Origin of the sequence: Marinobacter lacisalsi, from assembly GCF_042651045.1 — a bacterium.
Classification (GTDB): domain Bacteria; phylum Pseudomonadota; class Gammaproteobacteria; order Pseudomonadales; family Oleiphilaceae; genus Marinobacter; species Marinobacter lacisalsi.
In genome coordinates, this window is the sequence record NZ_JBHSDI010000015.1 from 178,451 (window position 1) to 202,082 (window position 23,632).

Here is a 23,632-nt window from a genome sequence, read left to right on the forward strand (position 1 = left end):
CCGGGAGGGATGCTCACCGTGAACTATCTGCCAGCTGTAGTTCTTTTTTTAAGCACGCTTACGCTACCGGGGTGGGCGCATGCCGCCACCGAAGGTAACGCATCAAGGGGTGCCGAAGCGGCGGCTGTATGCACCAGCTGCCATCAGGCGGACGGCTCCGGAAAACACAATGAACAGGGCGAATCCTGGCCACAACTGGCCGGGCTGGATGCCGCCTATCTGGCCAGGCAGCTTCAGGCATACAAGTCCGGGGAGCGAAAAAACGCCACCATGAAACCGTTTGCCAGCATGCTTTCAGAGCAGCAGATTGCCAACGTAGCCCGGTACTACAGCGAACTGACGCCAAAACCCGGACAGGGCGGCGACAGCGCCAGCGAGCAACAGCTCCAGCGGGGTCGCCTGCTGGCCGAGCAGGGTGACTGGTCCGACTATATCGTGTCATGCAAGAGCTGCCATGGCCCCGACAACCAGGGGGCCGGTTCGGTGTTCCCGGGCATCGCTGGCCAGCATGCCGGCTACATTGAGGCGCAACTGAGGGCCTGGCAGGCCGGTGAGCGGACGAATGACCCTCAGGACCTCATGGGGACCATCGCAAGACGCCTGAGCGATGACGACATTCAGGCCGTTGCGGCCTGGCTGGCAACCCAACCGCCGCAATCCAATTGAGGGAGTCCCCGCCATGAAATCGATCTTTACTCTCACCCTGCTGGCCGGCTCTGTACTTTTTGCCGCCCTGGTCTCCGCCAATGACAACACCGACGATTACCTCAGCACGCTGACCGAGCTGGGCTATCCCGCACCGAAGGATAATGAGCTGGTGCACATTCCACCGACACTCAATGATCTGGAGCAGTCAGACGTCCATCCGGAACTGAAGCGGGCCATCCGGCGTGGCCACGACCTCTTCACCAATACCCAGCAGCTGCGGGGAGAAAACGTCTTCAACAACATGAACTGTTCCAGCTGCCATCTGGGCGAAGGTCGCATGCCGTTCAGCGCGCCGGTCTGGCCGGCTGCGGTCACCCTGCCCGGCTATCGCGGCAAGAACGATCACGTCAACAACCTGGAGGAGCGTATTGCCGGCTGCTTCACCTACTCCATGAACGGCAAGCCGCCGGAGTATGGCAGCGACAATATGCTGGCCCTCGCCGCCTACCACCAATGGCTGGCTCGGGGCGTACCCATGTACCCTGAGCAGCCCATTTACGGGCGCGGTTTTCCAGCACCGGAACGCCCCGAGGCGTTGAGCTACGAACGTGGTGAACAGCTTTACCAGGAGCAGTGCGCTGTCTGCCACGGCAACAATGGCGAAGGCCTGCAGGTAGGGGAAAAAACGGTGTTCCCCGCACCCTGGGGTGACGACTCCAATAACTGGGGGGCAGGTCTGGTGCGGGTCTTTACAGCGGCAGGGTTCATCAAGAACAACATGCCCCTCGGCCAGCCCCTGTCACTGAGCGACCAGGAGGCGTGGGACATCGCCTACTTCATCAGTAGCCAGGAGCGCCCCCAGGACCCGCGCTATACCGGAGACGTGGCAGAAACCCTGGAGAAGTACGGCCCCACCTTCCACAAGCATTCACTCTACGGCCAGAAACGGGATTCCGATGGCAAGGTGCTGGGTGATCACTCGAACACCGGCGACAAGGATTTCCTGAAGCCGGATACTGTCCGGCCACGAACCTTTGAATAAGATAGGTCAGTGAGTGAGGAGCTCAATCTCAACTAGATCAGTCCCGGCGCAGGGAGGCCTTCCCCGCCGGGAAAAAGGTGTCTGAGCGAAGCGAGTTCTTTTTCCCAGAGGGGGAGGCCACCCTGCGCCGGGACGAAGCCCCCAACCTCAGCAGGCTTCTAGCGGAGCATAAGCCAAGACCAGCCACTTGGCCCCATCATCAAAATTCACCTGCACCCGGGTATGATGCCCGCTACCCTCGCTGTTCATCACGATGCCTTCACCGAACTTGGGGTGGCGCACCCGTTGCCCCAGGCTGAAGCCGGCCTGCTCCATGGGGGCGGAATCGAACAGGCTTTCATTGGGCCGGGACACCATGGCCGGACGGGTGACGGTATTCCGGAGGCGCACCTCCTGGAGACAGTCCGCCGGTATCTCCCGCACGAAGCGGGACAGGGCGTGAAACTTTTCCTGGCCATACAGGCGTCGTGACTCGGCATAGGTGAGGATCAGCCGCTTCATGGCCCGGGTAATACCCACGTAGGCCAGACGGCGCTCCTCTTCCATGCGGCCCGGCTCTTCCAGCGACATGCTGTGGGGGAACAGGCCCTCCTCGACACCGGCCAGGAACACCAGCGGGAACTCCAGGCCCTTGGCGGAATGCAGGGTCATCAACTGGACACTGTCCTCATGGGAGTCCGCCTGGGCCTCGCCGGCGTCCAGGGCGGCCTGGGCGATGAACTCCGACAGGGCATCCTCGCCATCGTCCACCTCGAAGTCCGACAGGGCGTTGACCAATTCCTCAAGGTTTTCCACCCGGGCCTGACCCTTCTCCCCTTTTTCATTGGCGTGGTAATCCTTGAGGCCGCTTAGCTCCAGGGTTTCCTTCATCAGGCCCTGCAGGCTGGACTGGTCCACCTTTTCCGTCAGTGTCTGGACAATGTCGATAAACTTTTGCAGGCCGGTTCGCGCCTTGCCCTTGACCACGCCGGCATCCAGCATCCGCTCCGACGCTTCCCAAAGCGAGATACCCTGCTCCGTGGCGTAAGCCCGCAGGTCGCCCAGACTCTTGGCACCAATACCCCGTGTGGGCACGTTCACCACCCGTTCGAAGGCGGCGTCATCCCGGCGATAATGCACCAGCCGCAGGTAGGCAATGGCGTTGCGGATCTCCTGACGGTCGTAGAACCGCAGACCGCCATAGACCCGATAGGGAATGCCCTGGCGCATCAGGGACTCTTCCAGCACCCGGGACTGGGCGTTGGAACGGTAGAGAATGGCCGCCTCGCTGCGCAGGTTGCCCTCGTCCACCCAGGCGCTGATGGTGTCGGCGATGTAGTTGGCCTCATCCATCTCATTGAAGGCGGCATACAGGCTGATGGGCTCGCCGTCCGGGCCGTCAGTCCACAGCTCCTTGCCCAGGCGCCCCTGGTTGTTGGCGATCACGGCGTTGGCGGCCTTGAGGATCAGCTGGGTGGAGCGGTAGTTCTGCTCCAGCCTTACCAGTCGGGCATTGGGGAAATCCCGCTGGTACTGCTGGATATTCTCGATCTTGGCGCCCCGCCAGCCGTAGATGGATTGGTCGTCGTCCCCTACCACGGTGATGGGTACCCGGTTGCTGGCCAGGATCTGCAGCCAGGCGTACTGAATCGTGTTGGTGTCCTGGAACTCGTCCACCAGGATGTGCTGGAACCGGCGCTGGTAATGGGCCAGCAGCTCCGGGCGGTGCAGCCACAATTCATGGGAGCGCAGCAGCAGTTCGCCGAAATCCACCAGGCCGCCCTGGTTGCAGAGCTTCTCGTACTGGCGATAAACCTGCAGCATGGTGCTGGTGAAGTGGTCGCCGGGGTTTTCCTGGATATGGTCCGCCCGCAGGCCTTCATCCTTGTGGCTGTTGATAAACCACTGGGCCTGGCGCGGTGGCCAGCGGCCCTCGTCGATCTGCAGCTCCCGCATCACCCGCTTGACCAGCCGCAGCTGATCGTCGCTGTCCAGTACCTGGAAATTCTCGGGCAGGCCGGCGTCCTGATAATGGGCGCGCAGCAGGCGGTGGGCAATACCGTGGAAGGTGCCAAACCACATACCCCGGGTGGGGATATTCATCATCTGTTCGATGCGGAAGCGCATCTCCTTCGCCGCCTTGTTGGTGAAGGTGACGGCCAGGATGCCCGTGGGCGGCACCTGGTCCACCTGCATCAGCCAGGCCATGCGGTGCACCAGCACCCGGGTCTTGCCACTGCCGGCACCGGCGAGTACCAGCAGGTGGTCATTCTGGGCGGTGACCGCTTCGCGCTGGGCGTCGTTCAGGGGGTCGATGATGGGGGAGACATCCATGGGATTCTGCTGTCGCTGCCTGTTTGAAATTGAGGCACGAGTATATCACCCGTGGATGGGGGATTGGTGAGAGGGAGGATTTCAGCGCCGGCGTTTGACCGCTTTCACCCTCACCCTGGCCCTCTCCCCTCAAGGGAGAGGGAATGCATGACGCAGGCTTCGGGAGTTTTAGCCCCTCTCCCTTGAGGGGAGAGGGGCTGGGGTGAGGGTGAAGAGGGCACGACCAGAGTCAGATCAGAACCCCCGCGGCACTGATTGAGGCTCAACAAACTCGAACAGACCTTCCGTGCCGCCTTCACGGCCAATGCCCGAGGCTTTCATGCCGCCAAACGGGGCTTCCGGGGCCGGGCCGGTACCGGTGTTCCAGCCACAGTGGCCGAAGCGCAGGCCGCCGGCAACGCGCTGGGCGCGCTCCTCGTCACCGGTGAACACGTAGGAGGCCAGGCCGAATTCGGTGTCATTACCCATCTCGATGGCTTCTTCCTCGGTGCTGAAGGACACCATGGGCACCAGCGGGCCGAAGGTTTCCTCGCGGAAGCAGGCCATGTCGCGCTTGACCCCGGAGACCACGGTGGGCGGGAAGAACAGCTTGTCGGTCGGCAACTCTTCCGGTTTGGTACCAGCCACCAGTGAGGCGCCTTTCTTCAACGCATCGGTCAGGTGGTCACGCACCTTGTCAAAACCGGCCCTGTTGATCAGCGGACCGATATCCACATCGCCATTGATGCCATCGCCCACGGTCATCTTGTTGACCCGGTCCGCCAGCTTACTGGCGAACTGGTCCATGACCTTCTCATGGACAAAAATCCGGTTGGCGCAGACGCAGGTCTGACCACCGCCGCGGAATTTGTTGGCGATGAGGTTATCGGCTGCCTTGTCCAGGTCGGCATCGTCAAAGATGATGTAGGGCGCATTGCCGCCCAGCTCCAGGGCCAGCTTCTTGACCTGGTCGGCGGTGTCCACAATCAGCTTGCGACCCACTTCGGTGGAACCGGTAAAGCTGAGCATGGGCACGTCCGGGTTCTCGCACAGTTCCTTGCCGATGACGCTGGCCTTGCCCATCACCAGGTTGATCATGCCCTCTGGCAGGTCAACGTTCTCGTCGATCACCGTGAACATGGCAATCATGGTCAGCGGGGTTTCGCTGGCGGGCTTGATCACCGAGGGGCAACCGGCGGCCATGGCCGCGGAAAGCTTCTTGGCGATCATGCCGATGGGGAAGTTCCACGGGGTAATCAGGCCCACCACACCCACCGGGCGGTAGTGGATAGTCCAGGTGCAGTCCCGGGGCTTCTCTTCCAGGGTGTGGGAGTTCAGGTCGCCGATGGTCTTCGAGAAATAGTCGAAGAAGCCGGCGGCATAGTCCACCTCCCCCTGGGCCTCGTTCAGGGGCTTGCCATGTTCCAGGCAGAGGATGCGGCCGATTTCCTCGCGGTTGTCCTTCAGCGCATCGCGGATGCCCTCCAGCCACTGGCGGCGGGTTTCGATGGCATAGGGCTCGGTGAGCTTCAGGGCGGACTTGCCCGCCTCGATAGCGGCCTTCACGTCCTCAGCCGGCATCGAGGGCACACTGGTGAGCACTTCCCCCGTGGCCGGGTTGTACACATCAAAGGTATTGTCGCCAGTGGCTTTCCACTGGCCGCCAATATAGCCTTTCAGGTTTTTCAGCAGGGGTGACTCGATCATGGTGACTCCTCTTGTTCCAAAGACAGATTGAGAGACAGTTGCTATCGCGTGTTCGAAGCTGTCAGGGGTATTGACGAAAACGCCCGAGAGTGAGACTACTTGTGAAACTGCTGATCGCCCTGACATGCGGGGCAGGATCCAGAAAGTTCTTCAAACATATTGGCTGCCTTTGCCACGTCTGTAAAGGCAAGGCCCCGGACCGGGCAGGCCGGCGTCAGCCATCTATACTGGTCTGAAACCATGACTTCTCAGGAGGCCGGAACATGAAAGCGTATTTTCACCCGTCACAGGACCTGCACGCGCCCAAGACGTACTTTACCCGGGGTCAGATGCGTCAGCCCCAGGAAGTGGCCGACCGCACCGGCCAGATGCTGGAGGGCCTGAAGGAGCTGGGTGTGGAAGTGCTTCAGCCCGCCGACCAGGGGGCCGGCCCCATCTCGGATATCCACGACCTGGGTTACCTGCGCTTCCTGGAATCCGCCCACCGGCGCTGGATGGAGCAGGAGGACTGGGGCGATGAGGTGATTTCCAACATCTTTGTTCGCTCCCCCAACCACCTGCAGGGTATTCTCGCGGAAGCGGCCCGCTACCAGGCTGACGGCAGTTCGCCCATCGGCCCCCATACCTGGGAGGCGGCCTACTGGTCCGCCCAGTCCACCCTCGGCGCTGCTGACGCGATCAAGGCCGGCGACCGGGTGTCCTACGCCGTGTGCCGCCCGCCCGGTCACCATGCCCGCCGTGACGCGGCCGGGGGCTTCTGCTATCTGAACAACGCGGCCATTGCCGCCCAGTACCTGCAGGATCGTTTTGCCCGGGTGGCCATCCTGGATACCGACATGCACCACGGCCAGGGCATCCAGGAGATCTTCTACGATCGCAGCGACATGCTGTACGTGTCCATTCACGGTGACCCCACCAACTTCTACCCGGTAGTCACGGGTTTCGAGAACGAGCGCGGCGAAGGCGATGGCGAGGGTTACAACATCAACTACCCGATGCCTCACGGTTCCAGCGAAGAGCACTTCTTCGAGACCCTGGATAACGCATTGCGCGACATCAGACTCTATGATCCGGACGTGCTGGTGCTGTGCCTGGGCTTCGACATCTACAAGAATGACCCCCAGGCCAAGGTGTCGGTCACCTCGGAAGGCTTCGCCAGGCTCGGCAAGCATCTCAGCCAGCTGCACCTGCCTACCCTGGTGGTTCAGGAAGGCGGCTACGACCTGGAGTCCCTGAGCGAAAACGTGCAGCAGTTTTTCCGGGGTATTGGCGGGGTTTAAGCGAGCTCGCCACCCTAACGGGTCAGCCAGTAATAGAGCCGGCCAATGTGCTCGTAGACCAGGCGGGTACTTTGCTGCAGATAGTAGGCACGGGGGAGCAGGCTCAGCTCCCCGCTTCCGCCGGTATGGGTGAACCCCATGGGCGCCGGAATGACCTCAAACCCCAGCCGTTCGAATTCGGGGATTGCCCGGGTCAGGTGGGCTGCGTGAGTCACCAGCAGGATGGTGTCCACGTTGCCGGCATTGAGGATGCGGGCGCTGAATTCGGCGTTCTCACGGGTGTCCCGGCTCTCGTGCTCCAGCCACTTAGGCTGGATATTGAAGGCTTCATCCAGCATACGGGCCATCAGCTGAGCTTCCGATTCGGCATCCTCCATGCCATTGCGCCCACCGGTCAGCAACAACGGCGACCCGGTGCGGCGATGCCAGCGGGCAGCCTCTGCCAGCCTGGCCAGAGGTGCTTCTGCCACGGTGTCCTGGCCATCCCAGTGCGGTGCATCGGTTTCCCGGCCACCACCGAGAACCACGATCGCCTGCGCCCTGGAGGCCTCCTCCACCGAGGGCACCGGATGATCCTCCAGGCCGATGCTCAACACCGACTGTGCCGTCGGGATAGACAGCAGGTAAAGCGTTATGGCGCCCAGCGCGATCAGCCACCAGCCGATACGGGGCAGCCGCCGGATGAGCAGTAACCCCGCCGTCACCAGAAGGATATTGGCAAAGGGCGGCAACACGGCAAACTTGAGAAATGTGATCATGGCGGATTCCTTTCGAGCTCAGCCCGGCGTATACACCTTGATGTTGTCGTGTCCCTCGGCCTTCAGGTGGCCAGCGTGCATACGGCTCATGGTGCCCTTGTCGCAGTAGAGCAGGTACTGACGATGGCGATCCAGGCTTTCGACCTGCTGGTTGAGCTCGTAGAACGGAATGTTGATCACTTCGTTGTTGGTGAGGGTCAGGGGCGAACGCTCTTCCTCATCGGGGTGACGCACATCGATGATCACATCGTCCACCGCCGGGGTGCTGACCAGCTCCACCTCTTCCGGGGTTACCTCGGCCGTCATCAGCTGTGACACCGGCGTTTCGGTACGATTATCCACCGCCGCCTGCAGGGCCGCCGGGTCCAGGTTGGCCTCATCCGCCTCAACACGATGCAGTTTGGCCCGGGTCGCCGGTTTCTGGGAGATCACGCCGCAGTATTCCGGCATGTTACGGGCATAGGCTTCGGTGTCGATGTCATGGGCAATGCGGATAATCTGCTGCTTGTCCATGGCAATCAGCGGGCGCAGTACAATCATGCTGCTGGCCCGGTCCACCACGTTGAGGTTGGTCAGGGTCTGGCTGGACACCTGGGCAACCGCATCCCCCATGACCAGCCCCTCGACCCGCAGTTCCTCGGCGACCCGGTCCGCCGCCATCAGCATCTGGCGTTTGAGCACCACGCCCCAGTGGCGATGGTTAACCGAGCGCATGATTTCGGCCACCACACCCTCAAAAGGTACCGACACGAACTTCACCGAATGGGAAGAGCCATACCGCCGCCACAAGTGGCTGACCACCTGCTTCACACCCACCTCGTGGGCATGCCCGCCCAGGTTGAAGAACAGGAAATGGCTACGCAGCCCCCGACGCATCATCAGGTAGGCCGCCACCGAGGAATCGTAGCCGCCGGAGATCAGGGTCATCACCGTCTCCACACTGCCGATGGGGTACCCGCCCATACCCTCATGCTTGCGATGGGAAACATGGAACCGGTCGTCGGTGACGTCGATACGCACTTCGATATCCGGGTCTTTCAGCCTGACGCCGGCCGCCTCCGAGGCGGCAAGCAGACAGCCCCCCACATGACGCTCCAGTTCACTGGAGGTGAAATCATGCTGGCCCGCCCGTTTGGCGCGCACGGCAAAGGTCTTGCCCGCCAGGCGCTGGCGATAGGCTGCGATGGCTTTTTCCGCCACGTCGTCCAGGCTGACCAATGGATAGACCGAAATCTCCTGGATTGTGGAGATCCCCGGAATACGGATCAGTTCATCCAGCACCGGGCTCAGCAGGCCACGGCCGTCCGGCACCTCTACATTGACCCGGTCCCAGCTGCCTTCCACCTGAATGTCCCCATCCAGCCGGATCAGCAGCTTGCGGATATTCTGTCGCAGCTGGCGCATCTGTTGACGACGGACGGGTTTACTCTTGATGGCCACCTCGGCAGCCGGACGGATCAATAACATCATGGGGAACGGGTCGACTATATAATGGACTGGCGTAAAGCGAATAAAGGTCTTAGTCTACCCGGTTCCCGTAATGCCTCAAAATCCGGCCTTGCCGAAACCAGACAGGACGCTTGGACGCCATGCAGAAACAACCAACGGTAAATGCCCTGATTTCTCCGGAGGGCAGCCTTGAAATCCTTTCCAATCATGAAGTGAATCGCCTCAAGGACCGTAGCGAGGGAGGTCTTTACCAGCTGTTCCGTCAGTGTGCCCTGGCGGTGCTCAACACCGGGGCGGAAACCGACGACACCAATGACCTGATGGAAGCCTATGCGGACTTCGACATCCGGCTGGTCCCGCAGCCACGGGGCCTCAAGCTGGAAGTGGTGAATGCGCCGGCAAGCGCCTTTGTGGACGGCGAGATGCTCCGCGCCATTCGCGAGCACCTGTTTGCGGTACTGCGGGATATTGTCTACTCCAGCACCATTGCCAACTCCGTACCCGGGTTCCGCCGGGACAACCCGGAAGACCTGACCAACCTGATTTTCCATATCCTGCGCAACGCCCGCGCCCTGCAGGCTGGCCGCCAGCCGGACCTGGTGGTGTGCTGGGGTGGCCATTCCATCAGCCGTGAAGAATACTCCTACAGCAAGGAGGTGGGCCACCAGCTCGGCCTTCGCGGCATGAGCATCTGCACCGGTTGCGGGCCGGGGGCCATGAAAGGTCCGATGAAAGGCGCCACCATCGGCCATGCCAAGCAGCGCGTCAAAAATGGCCGCTATATCGGCATCACCGAGCCAGGCATTATCGGCGCCGAAGCGCCCAACCCGATCGTCAATGAACTGGTGATCCTGCCGGACATCGAGAAACGGCTGGAAGCCTTTGTGCGGACGGGGCATGGCATCATCGTGTTCCCCGGCGGCGTGGGAACCGCAGAGGAAATCCTCTACCTGCTGGGCCTGTTGCTGCACCCGGACAACGCCGACATCCCGTTCCCGGTGGTGTTCACCGGCCTGCGGGAAAACGCCGAGTATTTCGAGATGATTGACCGCTTCATCCGAAACGCCCTGGGCGACAAGGCGGCGGAGAAGTACGAGATCATCATTGATGACCCGGCCAGGGTCGCGCAAACCATGAAGAAAGGGATTACCGAGGTGGAAACCTTCCGGCGGGCCATGCAGGACGCCTACCACTTCAACTGGATGCTGAAGATTGACCCGGTCTTCCAGCTGCCCTTCGAGCCCACTCACGAGAGCATGCGTGCGCTGGAACTGCACAGGGATCAGCCCGTGCATATGGTGGCCGCCAACCTGCGCAAGGCCTTCAGCGGTATTGTGGCAGGTAACGTCAAGCAGGAGGGCATCAAACAGGTGGAGGCCGGCGGGCCCTTTGAAATTGCCGGCGACCCGGTACTGCTGGATCCGCTGGAGGAAATGCTGGCGGCCTTCGTAGCCCAGAACCGGATGAAGCTGCCCGGGGATTCCGTCTATATTCCCAGCTACCGGATTGTCAGCGGCGGCCACTAGGGTCCCGTAGCACCAGGCCCAAAAAAACGGTCATACGCCCGGCGTATGACCGTTTTTCTGTTTACCTCAACGGAGGCTTATTCGCCACCATCCGCCGGCAGGCTGGCGTAGTAGGCTGCCAGGTTGGCAATATCCTCATCACTGAGACCGGCTGCCTGGCCCTGCATGACGGGCGCCTGGCCACCACTGCGCTGCTTGTTCTTGTAGGCCTTCAACGCTGACACCAGATAGGCCTCGTTCTGGCCAGCCAGATTGGGGTAGCCCGGAATCTGTGCAATACCATTCTTGCCATGACATGCGGCACACACCGCTGCCTTGGCCTTGCCTGCTTCCGCATCGCCAGCCGCTGTCGCCATACCGGACACTGTCATGCCGGCCATCAATACGCCTGTAAAGATCAGTTTTCCAAATGTCATAGGTCTCTCCCGTGATTTTGTGCCTTTATAACACAACTTCAGAATGGTGCTCTTGAGGCAAATCAAGGCTGATTTTTGCCCCGGGTTTTACGACTATTGTCCCTACCGCTGTTGCTCCTGAGACTGGCCTATATCTGGTACTGTAGGACCTGATATCGCGTCAGGCCAATGCGTTAATCTACTGAGTCCCCGTCAGCCACTATTGCAGATCAGACAAGGATTGAATACACGACATGACCATTCAGACCCGGGAAATCCCCTGCCGCAGCGGCAAACTTGGCGTTATCACGCTGAACTCACCGGAAACCCTGAATGCCCTGTCCCCTGCCCTGCTCCGGGCGCTACAGACGCAGCTGGATACCTGGGCCGAAGACGATGATGTCTGTCTGGTACTGATAACGGCCAATGGCGACCGGGCGTTTTGTGCCGGCGCCGACCTGCGAGAGCTATACAGAGCGCTGGGAGACGATGCCAGTGTCGACCCTGTCAATGAGTTATTCGCCCCGGAATACCGGATGGATTACACTCTGCATACCTTTCCGAAACCGGTCATTACCCTCGCCCACGGCATTACCATGGGTGGCGGCATGGGGCTGCTGCAGGCCAGCCGCTACCGCCTGATCACCCCGGACACGGTGATGGCCATGCCCGAGGCCTCCATCGGGCTGTTTCCGGATGCCGGTGCCAGCTGGTTCCTGAACCGCCTGCCAGGCAGTATCGGCCTGTTCATGGGCCTGACGGGCGCCCGCCTGAACGCCAGCGATGCCATGCGGGTGGGGCTCGCCGACCTGGTGATCGAACGTCGGCAAGGAGAAGAACTGATCAGCCGGATCACCGACCAGCACTGGACCGGCGAGATAGCCGCCGACGACAATCGCCTGTTCCGGTTGCTGGACCAGACCGAAGAAACCTCCCCGTCCCTTCTGCCGGACAGTGAGCTGGCCCGCTATGAGCAGGACATCGCCCGGTTGTGTCGCCGGGATGAGCTGCCCAGAGTGGTCGACCGCTTGCTGCAGAGCCCACCCGGCAATGACTGGTGGAATGCCTGCATCGATCGGCTGCGTCACGCCTGCCCGGTTTCGTTATTGCTGCTCGAGCGCCAGCTGAGCCATGGCCTGCAGATGTCGCTGAAGGATATTTTCCGCATGGAGCTGGCGATGGCGGCCCGCTGCGTTGCCCAGCCAGACCTCAGGGAGGGCATCCGCGCCCGGATGATTGACCGGGATCAGTGCCCCGGCTGGACCTACCGCTCAGTCACCGACATACCGGAGGACACTATCGAACGCTATTTCGAGGCGCCGTGGCCGGAACAGGAAGATCCCCTGGGCGACCTGTCGTAAAGATTTAACCGGTCACAGCAGGCAGGCGCCCCGATATGGGCAGATCAACGCCTTTACCGCCGGCGGAATAACGCTACACTGGAGTTCCTGGCTGCCCTGACAGGCGTTTTCCGCCGACCAGGAACACCCGGAAAGCCTGTTCACTGACTGGCAAAGGATGCGCTTGCAACGATGATCCCGCGACTGGTACCCGCCTTCCCCGGCCGTCTGGCGCCACTCCTTATGGTAATCTGCCTGGCCCTGGCAGCAGAGGGCCGGGCCCAGTCGCTGACCGACCTGTTGCCACCGTCTTCCGGCACCAGCGATCAGGAGCCGTCGCAGGACCAGGGAGATTCCTCGCAGCAAACTTCCGGCTCGGGGGACAATCAGGCATCGTCGTCGAGTAATGATGGGGAGGGCGAAGGGGAAGAAGCGCCGCCGCCCGAGCCGTCTCCCAATCCGGTTCAGCCGGATCTCGAGGGCGAGGTGGAAGTCCCCGTCAAAAGCCAGTTGCCCGGCACGGAAACAGCTGACATCCGTCAACAGATCCAGGTACTCCGGGAGGCGCTGGACCAGCGCCAGTCGGCATTACAATCCAGCCGCCAGCGCCTAGCCCATGCCCAATCACTGCTGGAACGCCTCAACAACGAGTACGCGAGTTTCGAGCTGCGCCTGGAGAAGGCCGGACTGAACCTCACCACGGAGTACGCCCGCCTGTTACGCCAGCGGCTGGACCGCCTGGAGAATCAGGCTATCGATGCCGGCCTGATCGATGGTATCAGCGAACAGCTGTCTGCCGCCCGGGAAGAACAGCTTCGCCTCGAAGAATATGGCGCCATTGCCGCGCCGGACGCCACCGCCCGCGACCGTATGAACCAGAAACGCATCGAGCTGATTGAGCAACTGCATTCCGCCGTAACCCGGCATATCGAGGTCCTCAACGACTACTACAGCACAGTCATAGAGCTGCAGGACCGCTTCTATGCCTATCAGGAGCTGCTCCAGCAGCGGCTGTTCTGGCTGCCCAGTGCCGCTCCGGTGACGGTCGACATGGTCCGCAATCTCTACCAGGGCGGGGCCTGGTTCCTGTCGGAGTTCCAATGGCCGGCACTGGTTGAGGCCGTTGAACAGTCGGTGTCCGAACGGGGGCTGCGCATTCTGTTGATGGCCATTGTGCTCACTCTGCTGCTGGCAAAGCGCAAAAACACCTATCAGGCCCTGGTCCGTTCAGGCAAACACGTGGGCAACGTGGGCAAGGACCGGATATACCACACTCTGGCGGCGGCCACGTTCACCCTGTTGCTGTCGCTGCCAAGTGTACTGGCCCTGTCGATCGGCGCCCTTCTCCTCAAGGAGGGCAACACCTTCTTCTCCGCCCTGGCCACTGGTCTGGCCGGTGCGGCCTTTGTGACCCTGCTCCTGCGCGTTCTGCATTCAGTGGCCCGCAAGGATGGACTCGGGGAGCGTCACTTTCGCTGGAATGCGGACACTTTAAAGGCCATTCGCCGCAATATCCCATTGTTGCTGGCGATACTGGTGCCGGTCACCATCATCATGGCACCGCTGGACACTGCCGCCGGATCGGCCTTCAATGACAGCCTGGGCCGGGTGCTGTTCATCATCGCCTCGGCAGCCCTTTCCCTGTTTGCCCACCGCGTGATGACCTCGGTGCGGCTGCATCACCCCGAGCAGCGCCTCCTCAAGGTGGTCCATATCCTGGCCGTGGCCACGCCCCTGGTGCTGGCACTGGCCTCACTGTGGGGCTATCACCACACGGCGATACAACTGGAGGGGCTGATGTTCATCAGCCTGTGCTGGCTGGCCTTTGTCATACTCCTCTATTACATGGCCCTGCGGGGCCTGGCGGTGCGTGAACGTCGCCTGACCCTGGAACGCCTGCGGGAGCAACGCGCCGCCGACCGCCGCCTCGCGGAAGCGCGGGAAGCGGCGGGATCCTCCGGGGAAGGTGTACCGGTATCCCTGGACATGCCGGAAATGGACCTGAAAGACATCAGCCATCAGAGCAAGGCACTGCTGAAAATTTTGGCGGTGGTGCTGGCGGGGGTTGTCCTGTGGGTGTTCTGGGCGGATGTCATACCGGCTCTGCAGGTGTTTGACAACATCACGGTGTGGTCCATCGGCACGGGCGAGGAAGCGCTGCCGATCAGCCTCGGTGACCTGATGATAGCGCTGCTGTTTGGCGTGGGCACCGTGCTCGCAGCCCGCAACCTGCCGGGCACCCTGGAAGTGATGGTGCTCAGCCGGATGAACCTGGAACCCGGCGCGGGTTATGCCATAACCACCATGGTTACCTACGTCATTGTGTTCGTCGGCATCGCGGCTGCCCTGGCGGGCATCGGCCTGCAGTGGTCCAAGTTGCAGTGGCTGGTGGCCGCCCTGGGGGTGGGCCTGGGGTTCGGCCTGCAGGAAATCGTCGCCAACTTCGTATCCGGTATCATCCTGTTGTTCGAGCGCCCCATCCGGGTGGGTGATACCGTCTCCATCGGCGAGACCACCGGCACCGTCTCCCGCATCCGCATACGGGCCACCACGCTGGTGGACTGGGACCGCAAGGAACAGATCATTCCCAACAAGACCTTTGTCACCCAGGACCTGACCAACTGGACCCTGTCCGACCCCATCACCCGCGTCATCATCCGGGTGGGGGTTGCCTACGGGTCGGATGTGGACGCGGTGCGTGATCTGCTCCACGACCTCGCCGTCAATAATGAGCGTGTCCTGGAAGAACCGGCACCGGCAGCCTTCTGCGTGGGCTTTGGGGACAGCAGCGTCAATTTCGAGTTGCGGGTGTTCATCAGGGACCTGCTGGATTTCATGCCCCTGTCCCATGAGTTGCATTCCGCCATCACTCACGCGTTACGCGACGCCAGTATTGAGATCCCCTTCCCGCAGCGGGACGTCCATATTCGCACGACCGCAACCACGCCAGACCCGGAGCGCCCCAATGACAGGGAGGCGTGAAGCTCCCGGACGGCAGTGCGATCACTCTTCCACCCTGCGGGTCAGGCACTGGTCCAGTTGCTCTTCAAAAGTCCGGCTCAGGCGTTCAATAAAGTCGTCAGCGCTGTCACCGGGATAGTGGGCCTCACCCACCACCACATCGCAGTTGAACGGCACAATCATGGACCCACCCTTGGGCATGGCGCGGCCCAGCCCATGCATCACCACCGGGGTCACCGCAACACCGTCGACGCTACGCGCCAGATGATAGACCCCCTTGCGTAACGGCTGCATCTGTTCCGGGTCACCACGGCTGCCCTCCGGGAACAGCAGCAGGATTTCGCCATTCGCCAGCGCGGCCTTGCACTCGGCGAACAGGTCCTCTTTCGAGACCCCGCCCTGCCGGTCGAGAGGGATGATGCCGATCACCCGCAGGGCGAACCACGCCAGCAGGCGATTGCGCAGAAAGTAGTCGGCAGCCGCCACGGGGCGAACCTTTGGCAATTGGCGAACGGGGAAGAGCGACATCAACACCATGGTGTCCAGGTGGCTGTTATGGTTGGCCGCGATGATGGCGGGGCCAGAGCCTGGCAGGCGCTCACGATTGAACAGATTGAGCCCCAGCCCGATGAACACCACCGGCTTGACCAGCAGCAGGAAAAACAGCCTCTTCAGGGTGTTACTGAACATGACTCACCCCCTCAGTACTTCAGGTAATACACGAAATGGAAGAACAGCGGCGCGGTGTACATCAGGCTGTCGGTACGGTCCAGGACCCCGCCGTGCCCCGGAATCAGCTGGCCGGTGTCCTTGATGCCCAGGTCGCGCTTGGTCGCTGATACGGTAAGATCGCCCACAAACCCCGCCACGCCAATCAGCAGGCCAGCCCCCAGGCCTTCAAACCATGACAGCGGTGTCAGCCAGGGGGCCAGCACCATACCCAGTGCCATAGTGGTGGAGACGCCGCCCAAAAACCCGGCCCAGGTCTTGTTGGGGCTGATCTTCGGCACAATCTTACGCTTGCCCAGGGTCTTGCCCCAGAGGTACTGGGCCACGTCATTGAACTGGGTCAGGAAAAGCAGGTACAGCACCAGCCCGATGGGACCACCCGCCGGGTTGGTGTCACCTGGGAGGATCAGCAGATAGGCCACATGACTGATGGCAAACACGGTGGTCATCACCGCCCACTGATAGGACGTGGCAGACCGGATGAAGCCTTTGGTCTCTCCCAGCATCAGCAGGGCAAAGGGAATAAACAGGAACAGGTAGACCGGGATGAAAATAATGAACACCCCGTACCATTCCAGGGCGATCCAGTAATAGTGCAGCGGGATCATCAGATACAGCGCCAGGATGACGCGGCGATCCGTATGACGCACCGGCAGGATCGAGAAAAACTCCCGCAGCGCCAGGAAGCTCAGTACGGCAAAGAACACCAGCGACGCGAACCGTCCGATGATCAGCACCACGAAAATGACACCGACCATCACCCACCAGGAGTTGATGCGCTGCCGCAACTCCCGATGGGCATCTGCGGCCATGCGACTGGCAAGCAGACGCTCTGCCACTGAGCCCGCGACGAGCAGCAGCAATACCCCCAGCATGGCGTACTGGATGCTGGCGGGCAGGGACAGGATCAACAGGAACGAGAGATCCATCTCAGCCCTCCCCTCGACCGAGGCCGGCATGAATGCCCGCCAACCGGCGCCAGCAGGTGGCTGCGCTACCCACGACCACCAGTATCAGTGCCAGCCACAGTGCCATGCCGGTGCCAGCCCACAGGGTGTCGAAGATCGACGCCAGACAGGCCACGGTCAGCAGGGCCATGCGATGCTGCTTGGCCATGGGCCCGCGGAAATCCGCCGGCACTCCCAGGGCGCTGCCCAGAACCCGGATATAAGCGGTCATCACCGCCAGCAATGCCGCCAGCCAGCCAGCCAAGCCACACGGCGGACTCGAATCCTGGCAGCGAGTAACCCAGGGCCACCAGCAGGAGGGAATCGCTGACCCGGTCGGGCACGTCGTTGTAGAGCTCCCCCGCCAGAGTGCTTTTGCCGCCCTCCACGGCGACCATGCCATCGAACAGATTGCATAGCAGCCGCCCCTGAATCATGGCCGCCGCCAGCAGCAGGAAAAGCCAGCGCCAGCCACCGTCCAGCTGACCGCTGAGGAGGAAGGAGCCACCGCCCAGCAAGGCAAAGGCCATGCTTGCCAGCGAGATCTGATTCGGTGTGACCTGTCTCCGCCCCAGCCAGCGGGCAACCTGTCCTGTCCATTGCTTCTGCCGAACCTTGAGCGGCCTTCTCTGGCCTTGTACATCATCCATCGCTATTGCACTCCGAATTCGTCAACCGGGTTGATCAGGGATAGAAGCCTGTCGCTGTGACTCCACGCTCAGCAACAAGCAATAGAAAAAGGCAACCGTGGTAGGGGGAACAATGGTTCGCCAGACACCGGGCGTCCCGGACAGGGTATGCAGTAGGTAAAGAAGGGAACCTGTCACCGAGACGGTGAGCAGCGTCGGGACCAGTATCTTGCCAGCCGGGCGCCTGAGACGGCGCACCTGCCAGATAACCGCGGAGGCCATCAATAACGTAACCAGAAAGCTCATGGCACCCTGCAGCAGGCCGGCCATTAGCGCTGGCCTGACCCCGGCCTGCCAGTTGGCCAGTAACGCCCAGCCACCCCAGAGCGCGAATGCCAGGCCGGCGGCCAGCAATTTCCCGGATTTCCCTTCCATGTCGACCTGTCCCTGGCGCACTGCCCTGTTGGTTACATAGATGTAACGATCGATAATACTACAGGCCCCGACGATCTGCTATCCGACCAGCCGTCCTGTAGCGGCTCATCACACCATGGCGCGCCAGCCAACACCATGAAACGTGAACCCGGCCCATAAATCGTCAGTCTTTTACATCGGTTGACAATTCAGGCCTCCACCGTCGCCCCCACCTTGGATAAACTTTTACTCTTCCAGTCCCGTTCCGGCCAGCTCCGGACAATCGTTGTAAGGACACCCTGCATGTCGCTACGGATACTCATCCTCGTCACCCTTCCCCTTTTGCTGGCTGTTTCCATGGGCACTCACGCCGGCGTTTACAAATGCGAGACAGCTGACGGCAGGATCGCCTATTCCGACCGCCCGTGCATGAATGGCAAATCCAGCGAAATGCGGGTCCGCACCGGCTCGGGTTCCGGCCAAAGAGCCAGTACCAGCGCGGTTTCATCGCCAGCTCCCGACCAGAGCCTGGACTGCGGCACGGCGGTATCCAACGGCCAGGACTGGATCGAGAGCATGCGCGAGGTTGGCCAGCGCAATCGCGACACCGGCCACATGTCGACAGAGGACTACAACAACGGCATGAAGCAGATCGATGAGCTGGCGGGGAACATCAGCATGGGCAACTGCCAGCGCTCGACAGGGAACAACCGCAAGTTCTTCGAATGCCTGGGCGACATCACCAACCACCTGGCCCGCTGCGGGCAGCGGCATTCGCCGGAGTTCTGACAAGGCCGACGCTCAATCTCATAGTACAGATCAAACATGCGGCTCCACGTAAGATTGTGTCGCAGGGCACCAAGCCTTCCGGACCGACACTGGTGCCCACCCAATTAGAATACGATAAGCTAGCGCGCCAGGAAGGATCACGATGTAAAAGGAGCTTACATGTATTCAAACGGACAGATCACCTCTACCAGAAAGGCCGGGCGATTCTTTATTCTGCTCGGCTGGCTCAGCCTGGCCGTGACAGGTCTGGTCAGCGTGGCGACCATCCTGCCCATGACCGGAGACGGAGCTGAGCGTATCAGCGCGGAAGAAATTACCATCCTGGCATCCCTTGCCTGTGTATTGCTGGGGCTCTCGACCCTCTATCTCTGGGTAGGCCGTGCCCTGAAAACCCACCGGCGGTGGGCCCGCATTGCCGGCGCTGTACTGGCCATTTTCTCACTCGCCAACATACCGCTGGGCACACTCATCGCCCTGGTCGTGCTCTATTACCTTCACAAGGGCTGGTATGAGGCGCCGCCACTGGCTTGAGAAGCCACCCAATAGCCGTTATCGCCCTCGGGTATGATACCGGCCCAACCTGAAGACCAAACTATCATGGAGGATAAACCAATGATAAACAAAGCATTAGCATTCGTCGCCGGATGTGCTCTGGCCGCCAGCGCGTCGGCCCTGGAACTCTCCAAGTATCCCAAGGCCTTTGCCGCCCCCTACGGTGTTAGCGTTATCGTCGCACCCGTTTCCGAGGGGGATCAGGCATTACAAACGATCAGGGACAGTCACTCCAACAACGCCAACAACAATCGGACACCTGCAGCCAACGTCGACGCTTGCGAGGCCTGAATCACTGTGGTTTTAAACAGCCATGTCCACAACTCGCTAAAGGATTGGCATGACTCGCCCCAGGGAACAACTCATCTCCGTGGCCGACACGCCCTATTACCACGTCGTTTCCCGCTGCGTACGCAGGACCTTTCTGTGTGGCTTCGACCGCCAGACTGGCCAGAGCTATGAGCATCGTCGCCTGTGGATCGAACAACGCATCCGGCTGCTTTCGTCCATCTTCACCATCGATCTTTGCGCCTATGCGGTGATGTCCAACCATTACCATTTGGTGGTCAAGCTCGCCCCGGAGCAAGCTGTCGATTGGGACGATAAGGAAGTCCTTGAACGCTGGACCAGCTTGTTCAAGGGTCCTCTGCTGGTGCAACGCTACCAGGCCGGTGAGGACCTGCACGAAGCAGAACATCGGTCCGTTCAACAGATCGCCGGCATCTACCGGCAGCGGCTGACGGACCTCAGCTGGTTCATGAAGTGCCTGAACGAGTCCATCGCCAGGGAGGCCAATCGGGAAGATGACTGTACCGGCCACTTCTGGGAGTCACGATTCAAATCACAGGCCCTACTGAGCTGCATGGCCTATGTGGACCTGAATCCCGTCCGTGCCGACATGGCGAAAACGCCGGAATCCTCTGACCATACCAGCATCCAGGAGCGCATTGCCCCCAGATTTAACCTGTCAGAAGCAATCCAGTCCCAGAGTGAACAGCTCTTTTTGAGACAATTCCCCCTGCCTCTCAGACCACTGCTCGATTTCGAAGGGGCGGTCACGAACGAGCCGCAAAGGGGCATCTTGTTCTCGTTGTGCGACTACCTGGAACTGGTGGATTTCACCGGGCGAATCATCCCTCCCAGCAAGCGCGGATACATACCCGAACACCAGCCACCCATTCTGAAAAGGCTCGAGCTCAGTACGGAAGAATGGCTTGCTGAAGCCAGCGAGTTTGAGGAGCGGTATCCGGGCAACCGGCGGGCTCATCTGGACCGACGACGATCCGCCTGAACTGCACTCTCTTCCCTCTCAACATGCCTACTGGTTATTGCCAGGGGGCAGACTTGTCCTCAATGCCGACAAATAGGGCGTTTTTTTCATCAGTTACGGCCTTGTCTGGAATTTCACGCAACCCCAAGGGTGTCGGCGACTTTCCTGTAACGCCAGGGCTATTAGGTTCAGTCTCTTTTTTTCTACTGCCTGTCCCTTTCACCTTCACCCTTTCACCTTCACTGGCCACCCTGGCTGCAGTCGGGCCGTTCTTCGCTGAGTAGGCGGCTGATACTGTCGAACTTGCGACGAATAGTGTAAGTGATTGCTTCTCTCTCATTCTTTCTTGTACGTCAGATCTTTTGTATGTCGCAAAGTAAAGCAATTGATCTTAATTTACAGTTAGCACACTTGACGTCATAAACATTTCTTCGCCTAAAAAAGTGCCTCTTGTAACCGGAAAACACCAACTTAGACTTCGGTATCTTAATTGCACCTATAGAAAAAGAAAACCAGAAATCTACGCCCAAGTATAAATAATCCTCAGTGTTTTTCACAAATATATAATCATTACTCCCCCACACCCTATCCACCGAATAAACAAACCTACCAGAAACTATTGTATCTTTTGGCAGACCTCTAAACTCTTCAACATCACACGGGTAATAATCAACAAGCCCTCGCCAAAACAATGTCCGGGCAAAAAACCAGCCATATAAATTATAAAAAAATAGGCATAACGCCGCAAAAAAAACTGAATACAATATAATCAAAGTCTGCCACCATAATAGATTAATACCACCGATCTTCGTTTGCCTCCAAACCATAAGACCAAGTAGCAGAAGCACTTCCTCTTGAGGTTGACACACCTCCCTCAATGATAGAAGACCTCGTATCGACATCACCATCACTGGTGTCCAACGGTACTGCTGAAGAAGCTGACCGATGCCCTGCTGCTCCGCTAAAATTTAATGCCGGCCCTTTCAGGTCATCAATCGCATTTTTTCTACTGCCTGTCCCTTTCCTTTTTTTACACGGGTCAGGCGTTCTTCCAGGTCGTAGTCGTAGCCCACGCTGTGACCGTCCGGCCGCCGGTAGGCAACGGGGCGGGCCAACTGAGCGTAGTCGTAGCGGTGGGTGTCGCCCACGGCGTTGGTGTAGGTGGTGAGCAGGCCGGAGTCGTTATGGCCGAACTGCCGGCTGCGGCGCTGCTCCGGGGCCTGTTCCGGGTACTGGTGGACGGCGAGGAGTTTGGCGCCCTCGTAGTCGTACTCGGTGACCAGGTCCTGTTGCAAGGTGCTGGCCACGCGCCCCTGTTGATCAAAGGCGTAGCGGTGGAGGTTGCCCTGGCGTTCATCAGCCAGCACCTCGCCGTTGGGGCTGTAGCCGATTCGGCAGACTTCGCCGGTGTCGCTGGTGGCCTTCGTCATCCAGCCATTGGCGTCGTACTGGTAGCGCCATTGACTGCCGTCGGGGCGCTCCTCACTGAGCAGGCGGCCACTGCTGTCGAACTGGCGGCGGGTGATCAGGCCATCCGGGGACCAGGCTGCCCTTAACCAGCTGTCTTTTGTTTTACCAAGGCATCAAGGTACGTTTCGTATGCATCAAACGGTCGAGCCATATCTACAGCATGAACTGCGTCACAGAAGTTCTTGGGAGGCAGATAACCGTGCTTGTCCATATAGTGAATAATCATTGACGGGGAAACATAAAAAACCCCATTTTTTTCGTCAGGGACCATTAACTCACTGCATCCCAGAAAATGTTCTTTATCGCCTAGCTTAACCTTTACTTCACGCTCCCCACAGATCTCACAAGCATGAGCTGGGCCTCTCAATAAGTTAAACTCAAATTTACAACCATCTTTTCCTAAGAGCATTTCCACGAGTTTGTCAACGAGTTCTTTTGATCGACCAGAAGCGTACCCGCCTGGCTCATCAATCCAACCCACATTATAAAAACCACTCAAACTAAAGGGAAGCTTATATTCATATAAGCTCATATCCTCATACTTCATTAATTAGCTCCGAAGTAGTCAACTGTACAGGCCGCCCATGAGACGCACCCTTGATCAGGCTTTAGAATAGCATCTAGATTAACATTTCCGTCCACACTAACCGAGTTCTCCATAACATTGACCCGGCTATCAGGCTTTGTAAGTGTGTATTTTCTAACGTTTGCTCCTGGAAGCATTGTTGTCATACCTTCTAGAGATTCCGCCATTCGCGGGTCAATATCCATGAGTGTGCCCAGTCGCTCCCAATCCCCCTGCTCCATTAGTTTGCCTGCAACATCAGGAAGTTTAACGTTGTGACGAGGGAGCGTTAATGCTGTTCCTTCCGGAACTCGCATAATCCCATCAGCAGGAAACCCCTCCACCCCATTCCAATATGTTCCATGCCCCGTTAAAACATTACCTGTTCCGCCAGGGGGTAACTGATCCGGCCAATTGATGACCACTATCAACGCCTATCGAAACATTATCGACCGGAACCCCGTTCGATATATTTGGTCGCCCAATATTACCAACAGGCATGGAAAACACTTCATCAAAGAACTCTGAGGGATCTAATTTCTTTACTTTATTTGCAAAAGCACCGAGAGCTTCCGCCATGTCATCAGCTTTTCCGACAGGCATCGGCAGGATATCAAACATCCTGTCTGCTCGATTAGTATACCCTTGCCACTCCTTGGTCAAAGGATTTATACCAATATATCTTTCATCCCCGAACGTTGACCTCCATAGATCAGCAGCGTTTGTGGCGGCGCCTCCGTATAAAAAGTTGACAGTCTGCCCCACGGAGTCTGTCAACGTAGTTGTCGCGTTTAAGTCATCAGCTCTTTAACAGTTCGCCGCCTTTTCCGGATTCAGAGTCACTGATTCCGGTAAGCTGAAGTTTCGGA

General features: G+C 59.6%; 23 protein-coding genes. 10 read left to right on the forward strand and 13 right to left on the reverse strand.

Features of this window, described 5'->3' with window-relative positions; translation table 11 throughout:
• Window positions 1-9 precede the first annotated feature (9 nt).
• Both ACFOZ5_RS12400 and ACFOZ5_RS12405 read left to right on the forward strand, forming a co-directional pair.
• Window positions 10-666 carry a c-type cytochrome gene (locus tag ACFOZ5_RS12400; protein WP_379887797.1) on the forward strand — a complete coding sequence of 219 codons (657 nt, stop codon included), beginning with the start codon at window positions 10-12 and terminating at the stop codon, window positions 664-666.
• Window positions 667-679: 13 nt separating this feature from the next.
• Entirely contained in the window at window positions 680-1,690 is a 1,011-nt protein-coding gene (locus ACFOZ5_RS12405; RefSeq protein ID WP_379887748.1) for a c-type cytochrome, read from the forward strand.
• Window positions 1,691-1,837: 147 nt separating this feature from the next.
• Here the strand turns inward: ACFOZ5_RS12405 and uvrD are convergent, their stop codons facing one another.
• Window positions 1,838-4,003 (reverse strand): DNA helicase II, encoded by a 2,166-nt coding sequence (uvrD, locus tag ACFOZ5_RS12410; RefSeq protein ID WP_379887750.1) that lies wholly within the window; start codon window positions 4,001-4,003, stop codon window positions 1,838-1,840.
• A gap of 234 nt (window positions 4,004-4,237) precedes the next feature.
• A complete protein-coding gene (locus ACFOZ5_RS12415) occupies window positions 4,238-5,689 on the reverse strand; it encodes an NAD-dependent succinate-semialdehyde dehydrogenase (RefSeq protein ID WP_379887752.1) in 1,452 nt (483 codons plus the stop codon).
• Window positions 5,690-5,952: 263 nt separating this feature from the next.
• On the opposite strand from ACFOZ5_RS12415, the gene ACFOZ5_RS12420 reads away from it, so the two are divergent.
• The gene (locus ACFOZ5_RS12420) at window positions 5,953-6,969 is read left to right on the forward strand and encodes a histone deacetylase family protein (protein ID WP_379887754.1); all 1,017 of its coding nucleotides are present in this window, start codon (window positions 5,953-5,955) and stop codon (window positions 6,967-6,969) included.
• A 14-nt stretch (window positions 6,970-6,983) separates the two neighbouring features.
• Here the strand turns inward: ACFOZ5_RS12420 and ACFOZ5_RS12425 are convergent, their stop codons facing one another.
• Together ACFOZ5_RS12425 and thiI are read right to left on the reverse strand one after the other, a co-directional pair.
• On the reverse strand, window positions 6,984-7,727 hold the full coding sequence (locus ACFOZ5_RS12425; RefSeq protein ID WP_379887756.1) for a YdcF family protein: 744 nt from the start codon (window positions 7,725-7,727) through the stop codon (window positions 6,984-6,986).
• A gap of 18 nt (window positions 7,728-7,745) precedes the next feature.
• The gene (thiI, locus tag ACFOZ5_RS12430; RefSeq protein WP_379887758.1) at window positions 7,746-9,197 is read right to left on the reverse strand and encodes a tRNA uracil 4-sulfurtransferase ThiI; all 1,452 of its coding nucleotides are present in this window, start codon (window positions 9,195-9,197) and stop codon (window positions 7,746-7,748) included.
• Between the two features lie 119 nt (window positions 9,198-9,316).
• Here thiI and ppnN point away from each other — a divergent pair, with 119 nt between their 5' ends.
• Window positions 9,317-10,702 (forward strand): nucleotide 5'-monophosphate nucleosidase PpnN, encoded by a 1,386-nt coding sequence (gene ppnN / locus ACFOZ5_RS12435; protein WP_379887760.1) that lies wholly within the window; start codon window positions 9,317-9,319, stop codon window positions 10,700-10,702.
• A gap of 77 nt (window positions 10,703-10,779) precedes the next feature.
• Here ppnN and ACFOZ5_RS12440 read toward each other — a convergent pair whose 3' ends face one another.
• The gene (locus ACFOZ5_RS12440) at window positions 10,780-11,082 is read right to left on the reverse strand and encodes a c-type cytochrome (RefSeq protein WP_379887799.1); all 303 of its coding nucleotides are present in this window, start codon (window positions 11,080-11,082) and stop codon (window positions 10,780-10,782) included.
• A 269-nt stretch (window positions 11,083-11,351) separates the two neighbouring features.
• Here ACFOZ5_RS12440 and ACFOZ5_RS12445 point away from each other — a divergent pair, with 269 nt between their 5' ends.
• Together ACFOZ5_RS12445 and ACFOZ5_RS12450 are read left to right on the forward strand one after the other, a co-directional pair.
• Complete coding sequence (locus ACFOZ5_RS12445) at window positions 11,352-12,458, forward strand: enoyl-CoA hydratase/isomerase family protein (RefSeq protein ID WP_379887762.1); 1,107 nt, start codon at window positions 11,352-11,354, stop codon at window positions 12,456-12,458.
• A 171-nt stretch (window positions 12,459-12,629) separates the two neighbouring features.
• A complete protein-coding gene (locus ACFOZ5_RS12450; protein ID WP_379887764.1) occupies window positions 12,630-15,419 on the forward strand; it encodes a mechanosensitive ion channel domain-containing protein in 2,790 nt (929 codons plus the stop codon).
• A 21-nt stretch (window positions 15,420-15,440) separates the two neighbouring features.
• Here the strand turns inward: ACFOZ5_RS12450 and ACFOZ5_RS12455 are convergent, their stop codons facing one another.
• The 4 genes from ACFOZ5_RS12455 to ACFOZ5_RS12470 form a co-directional block, all read right to left on the reverse strand.
• Window positions 15,441-16,088, reverse strand: a complete 648-nt coding sequence (locus tag ACFOZ5_RS12455) for a lysophospholipid acyltransferase family protein (protein ID WP_379887766.1) — start codon at window positions 16,086-16,088, stop codon at window positions 15,441-15,443.
• An 11-nt stretch (window positions 16,089-16,099) separates the two neighbouring features.
• Entirely contained in the window at window positions 16,100-17,056 is a 957-nt protein-coding gene (locus tag ACFOZ5_RS12460) for a phosphatidate cytidylyltransferase (protein ID WP_379887768.1), read from the reverse strand.
• A 1-nt stretch (window position 17,057) separates the two neighbouring features.
• Complete coding sequence (locus ACFOZ5_RS12465; RefSeq protein ID WP_379887770.1) at window positions 17,058-17,339, reverse strand: hypothetical protein; 282 nt, start codon at window positions 17,337-17,339, stop codon at window positions 17,058-17,060.
• A gap of 406 nt (window positions 17,340-17,745) precedes the next feature.
• On the reverse strand, window positions 17,746-18,138 hold the full coding sequence (locus tag ACFOZ5_RS12470) for a hypothetical protein (RefSeq protein WP_379887772.1): 393 nt from the start codon (window positions 18,136-18,138) through the stop codon (window positions 17,746-17,748).
• A gap of 282 nt (window positions 18,139-18,420) precedes the next feature.
• Here ACFOZ5_RS12470 and ACFOZ5_RS12475 point away from each other — a divergent pair, with 282 nt between their 5' ends.
• From ACFOZ5_RS12475 to ACFOZ5_RS12490, 4 genes are all read left to right on the forward strand, one after another.
• Window positions 18,421-18,906 (forward strand): DUF4124 domain-containing protein, encoded by a 486-nt coding sequence (locus tag ACFOZ5_RS12475; protein ID WP_379887774.1) that lies wholly within the window; start codon window positions 18,421-18,423, stop codon window positions 18,904-18,906.
• Window positions 18,907-19,065: 159 nt separating this feature from the next.
• Window positions 19,066-19,437 (forward strand): hypothetical protein, encoded by a 372-nt coding sequence (locus ACFOZ5_RS12480; RefSeq protein ID WP_379887776.1) that lies wholly within the window; start codon window positions 19,066-19,068, stop codon window positions 19,435-19,437.
• Window positions 19,438-19,518: 81 nt separating this feature from the next.
• Window positions 19,519-19,749, forward strand: a complete 231-nt coding sequence (locus ACFOZ5_RS12485; RefSeq protein ID WP_379887778.1) for a hypothetical protein — start codon at window positions 19,519-19,521, stop codon at window positions 19,747-19,749.
• Between the two features lie 49 nt (window positions 19,750-19,798).
• Window positions 19,799-20,749 (forward strand): transposase, encoded by a 951-nt coding sequence (locus tag ACFOZ5_RS12490; protein WP_379887780.1) that lies wholly within the window; start codon window positions 19,799-19,801, stop codon window positions 20,747-20,749.
• A 962-nt stretch (window positions 20,750-21,711) separates the two neighbouring features.
• Here the strand turns inward: ACFOZ5_RS12490 and ACFOZ5_RS12495 are convergent.
• The 4 genes from ACFOZ5_RS12495 to ACFOZ5_RS12510 form a co-directional block, all read right to left on the reverse strand.
• Window positions 21,712-22,158, reverse strand: a complete 447-nt coding sequence (locus ACFOZ5_RS12495) for a hypothetical protein (protein WP_449288624.1) — start codon at window positions 22,156-22,158, stop codon at window positions 21,712-21,714.
• Window positions 22,159-22,280: 122 nt separating this feature from the next.
• A complete protein-coding gene (locus ACFOZ5_RS12500) occupies window positions 22,281-22,745 on the reverse strand; it encodes a DUF7919 family protein (protein WP_379887782.1) in 465 nt (154 codons plus the stop codon).
• The gene (locus ACFOZ5_RS12505) at window positions 22,745-23,188 is read right to left on the reverse strand and encodes a putative adhesin (RefSeq protein WP_379887784.1); all 444 of its coding nucleotides are present in this window, start codon (window positions 23,186-23,188) and stop codon (window positions 22,745-22,747) included. The genes ACFOZ5_RS12500 and ACFOZ5_RS12505 overlap by 1 nt, the downstream gene beginning before the upstream one ends.
• The gene (locus ACFOZ5_RS12510; protein ID WP_379887786.1) at window positions 23,142-23,384 is read right to left on the reverse strand and encodes a hypothetical protein; all 243 of its coding nucleotides are present in this window, start codon (window positions 23,382-23,384) and stop codon (window positions 23,142-23,144) included. The genes ACFOZ5_RS12505 and ACFOZ5_RS12510 overlap by 47 nt, the downstream gene beginning before the upstream one ends.
• Window positions 23,385-23,632 lie beyond the last annotated feature (248 nt).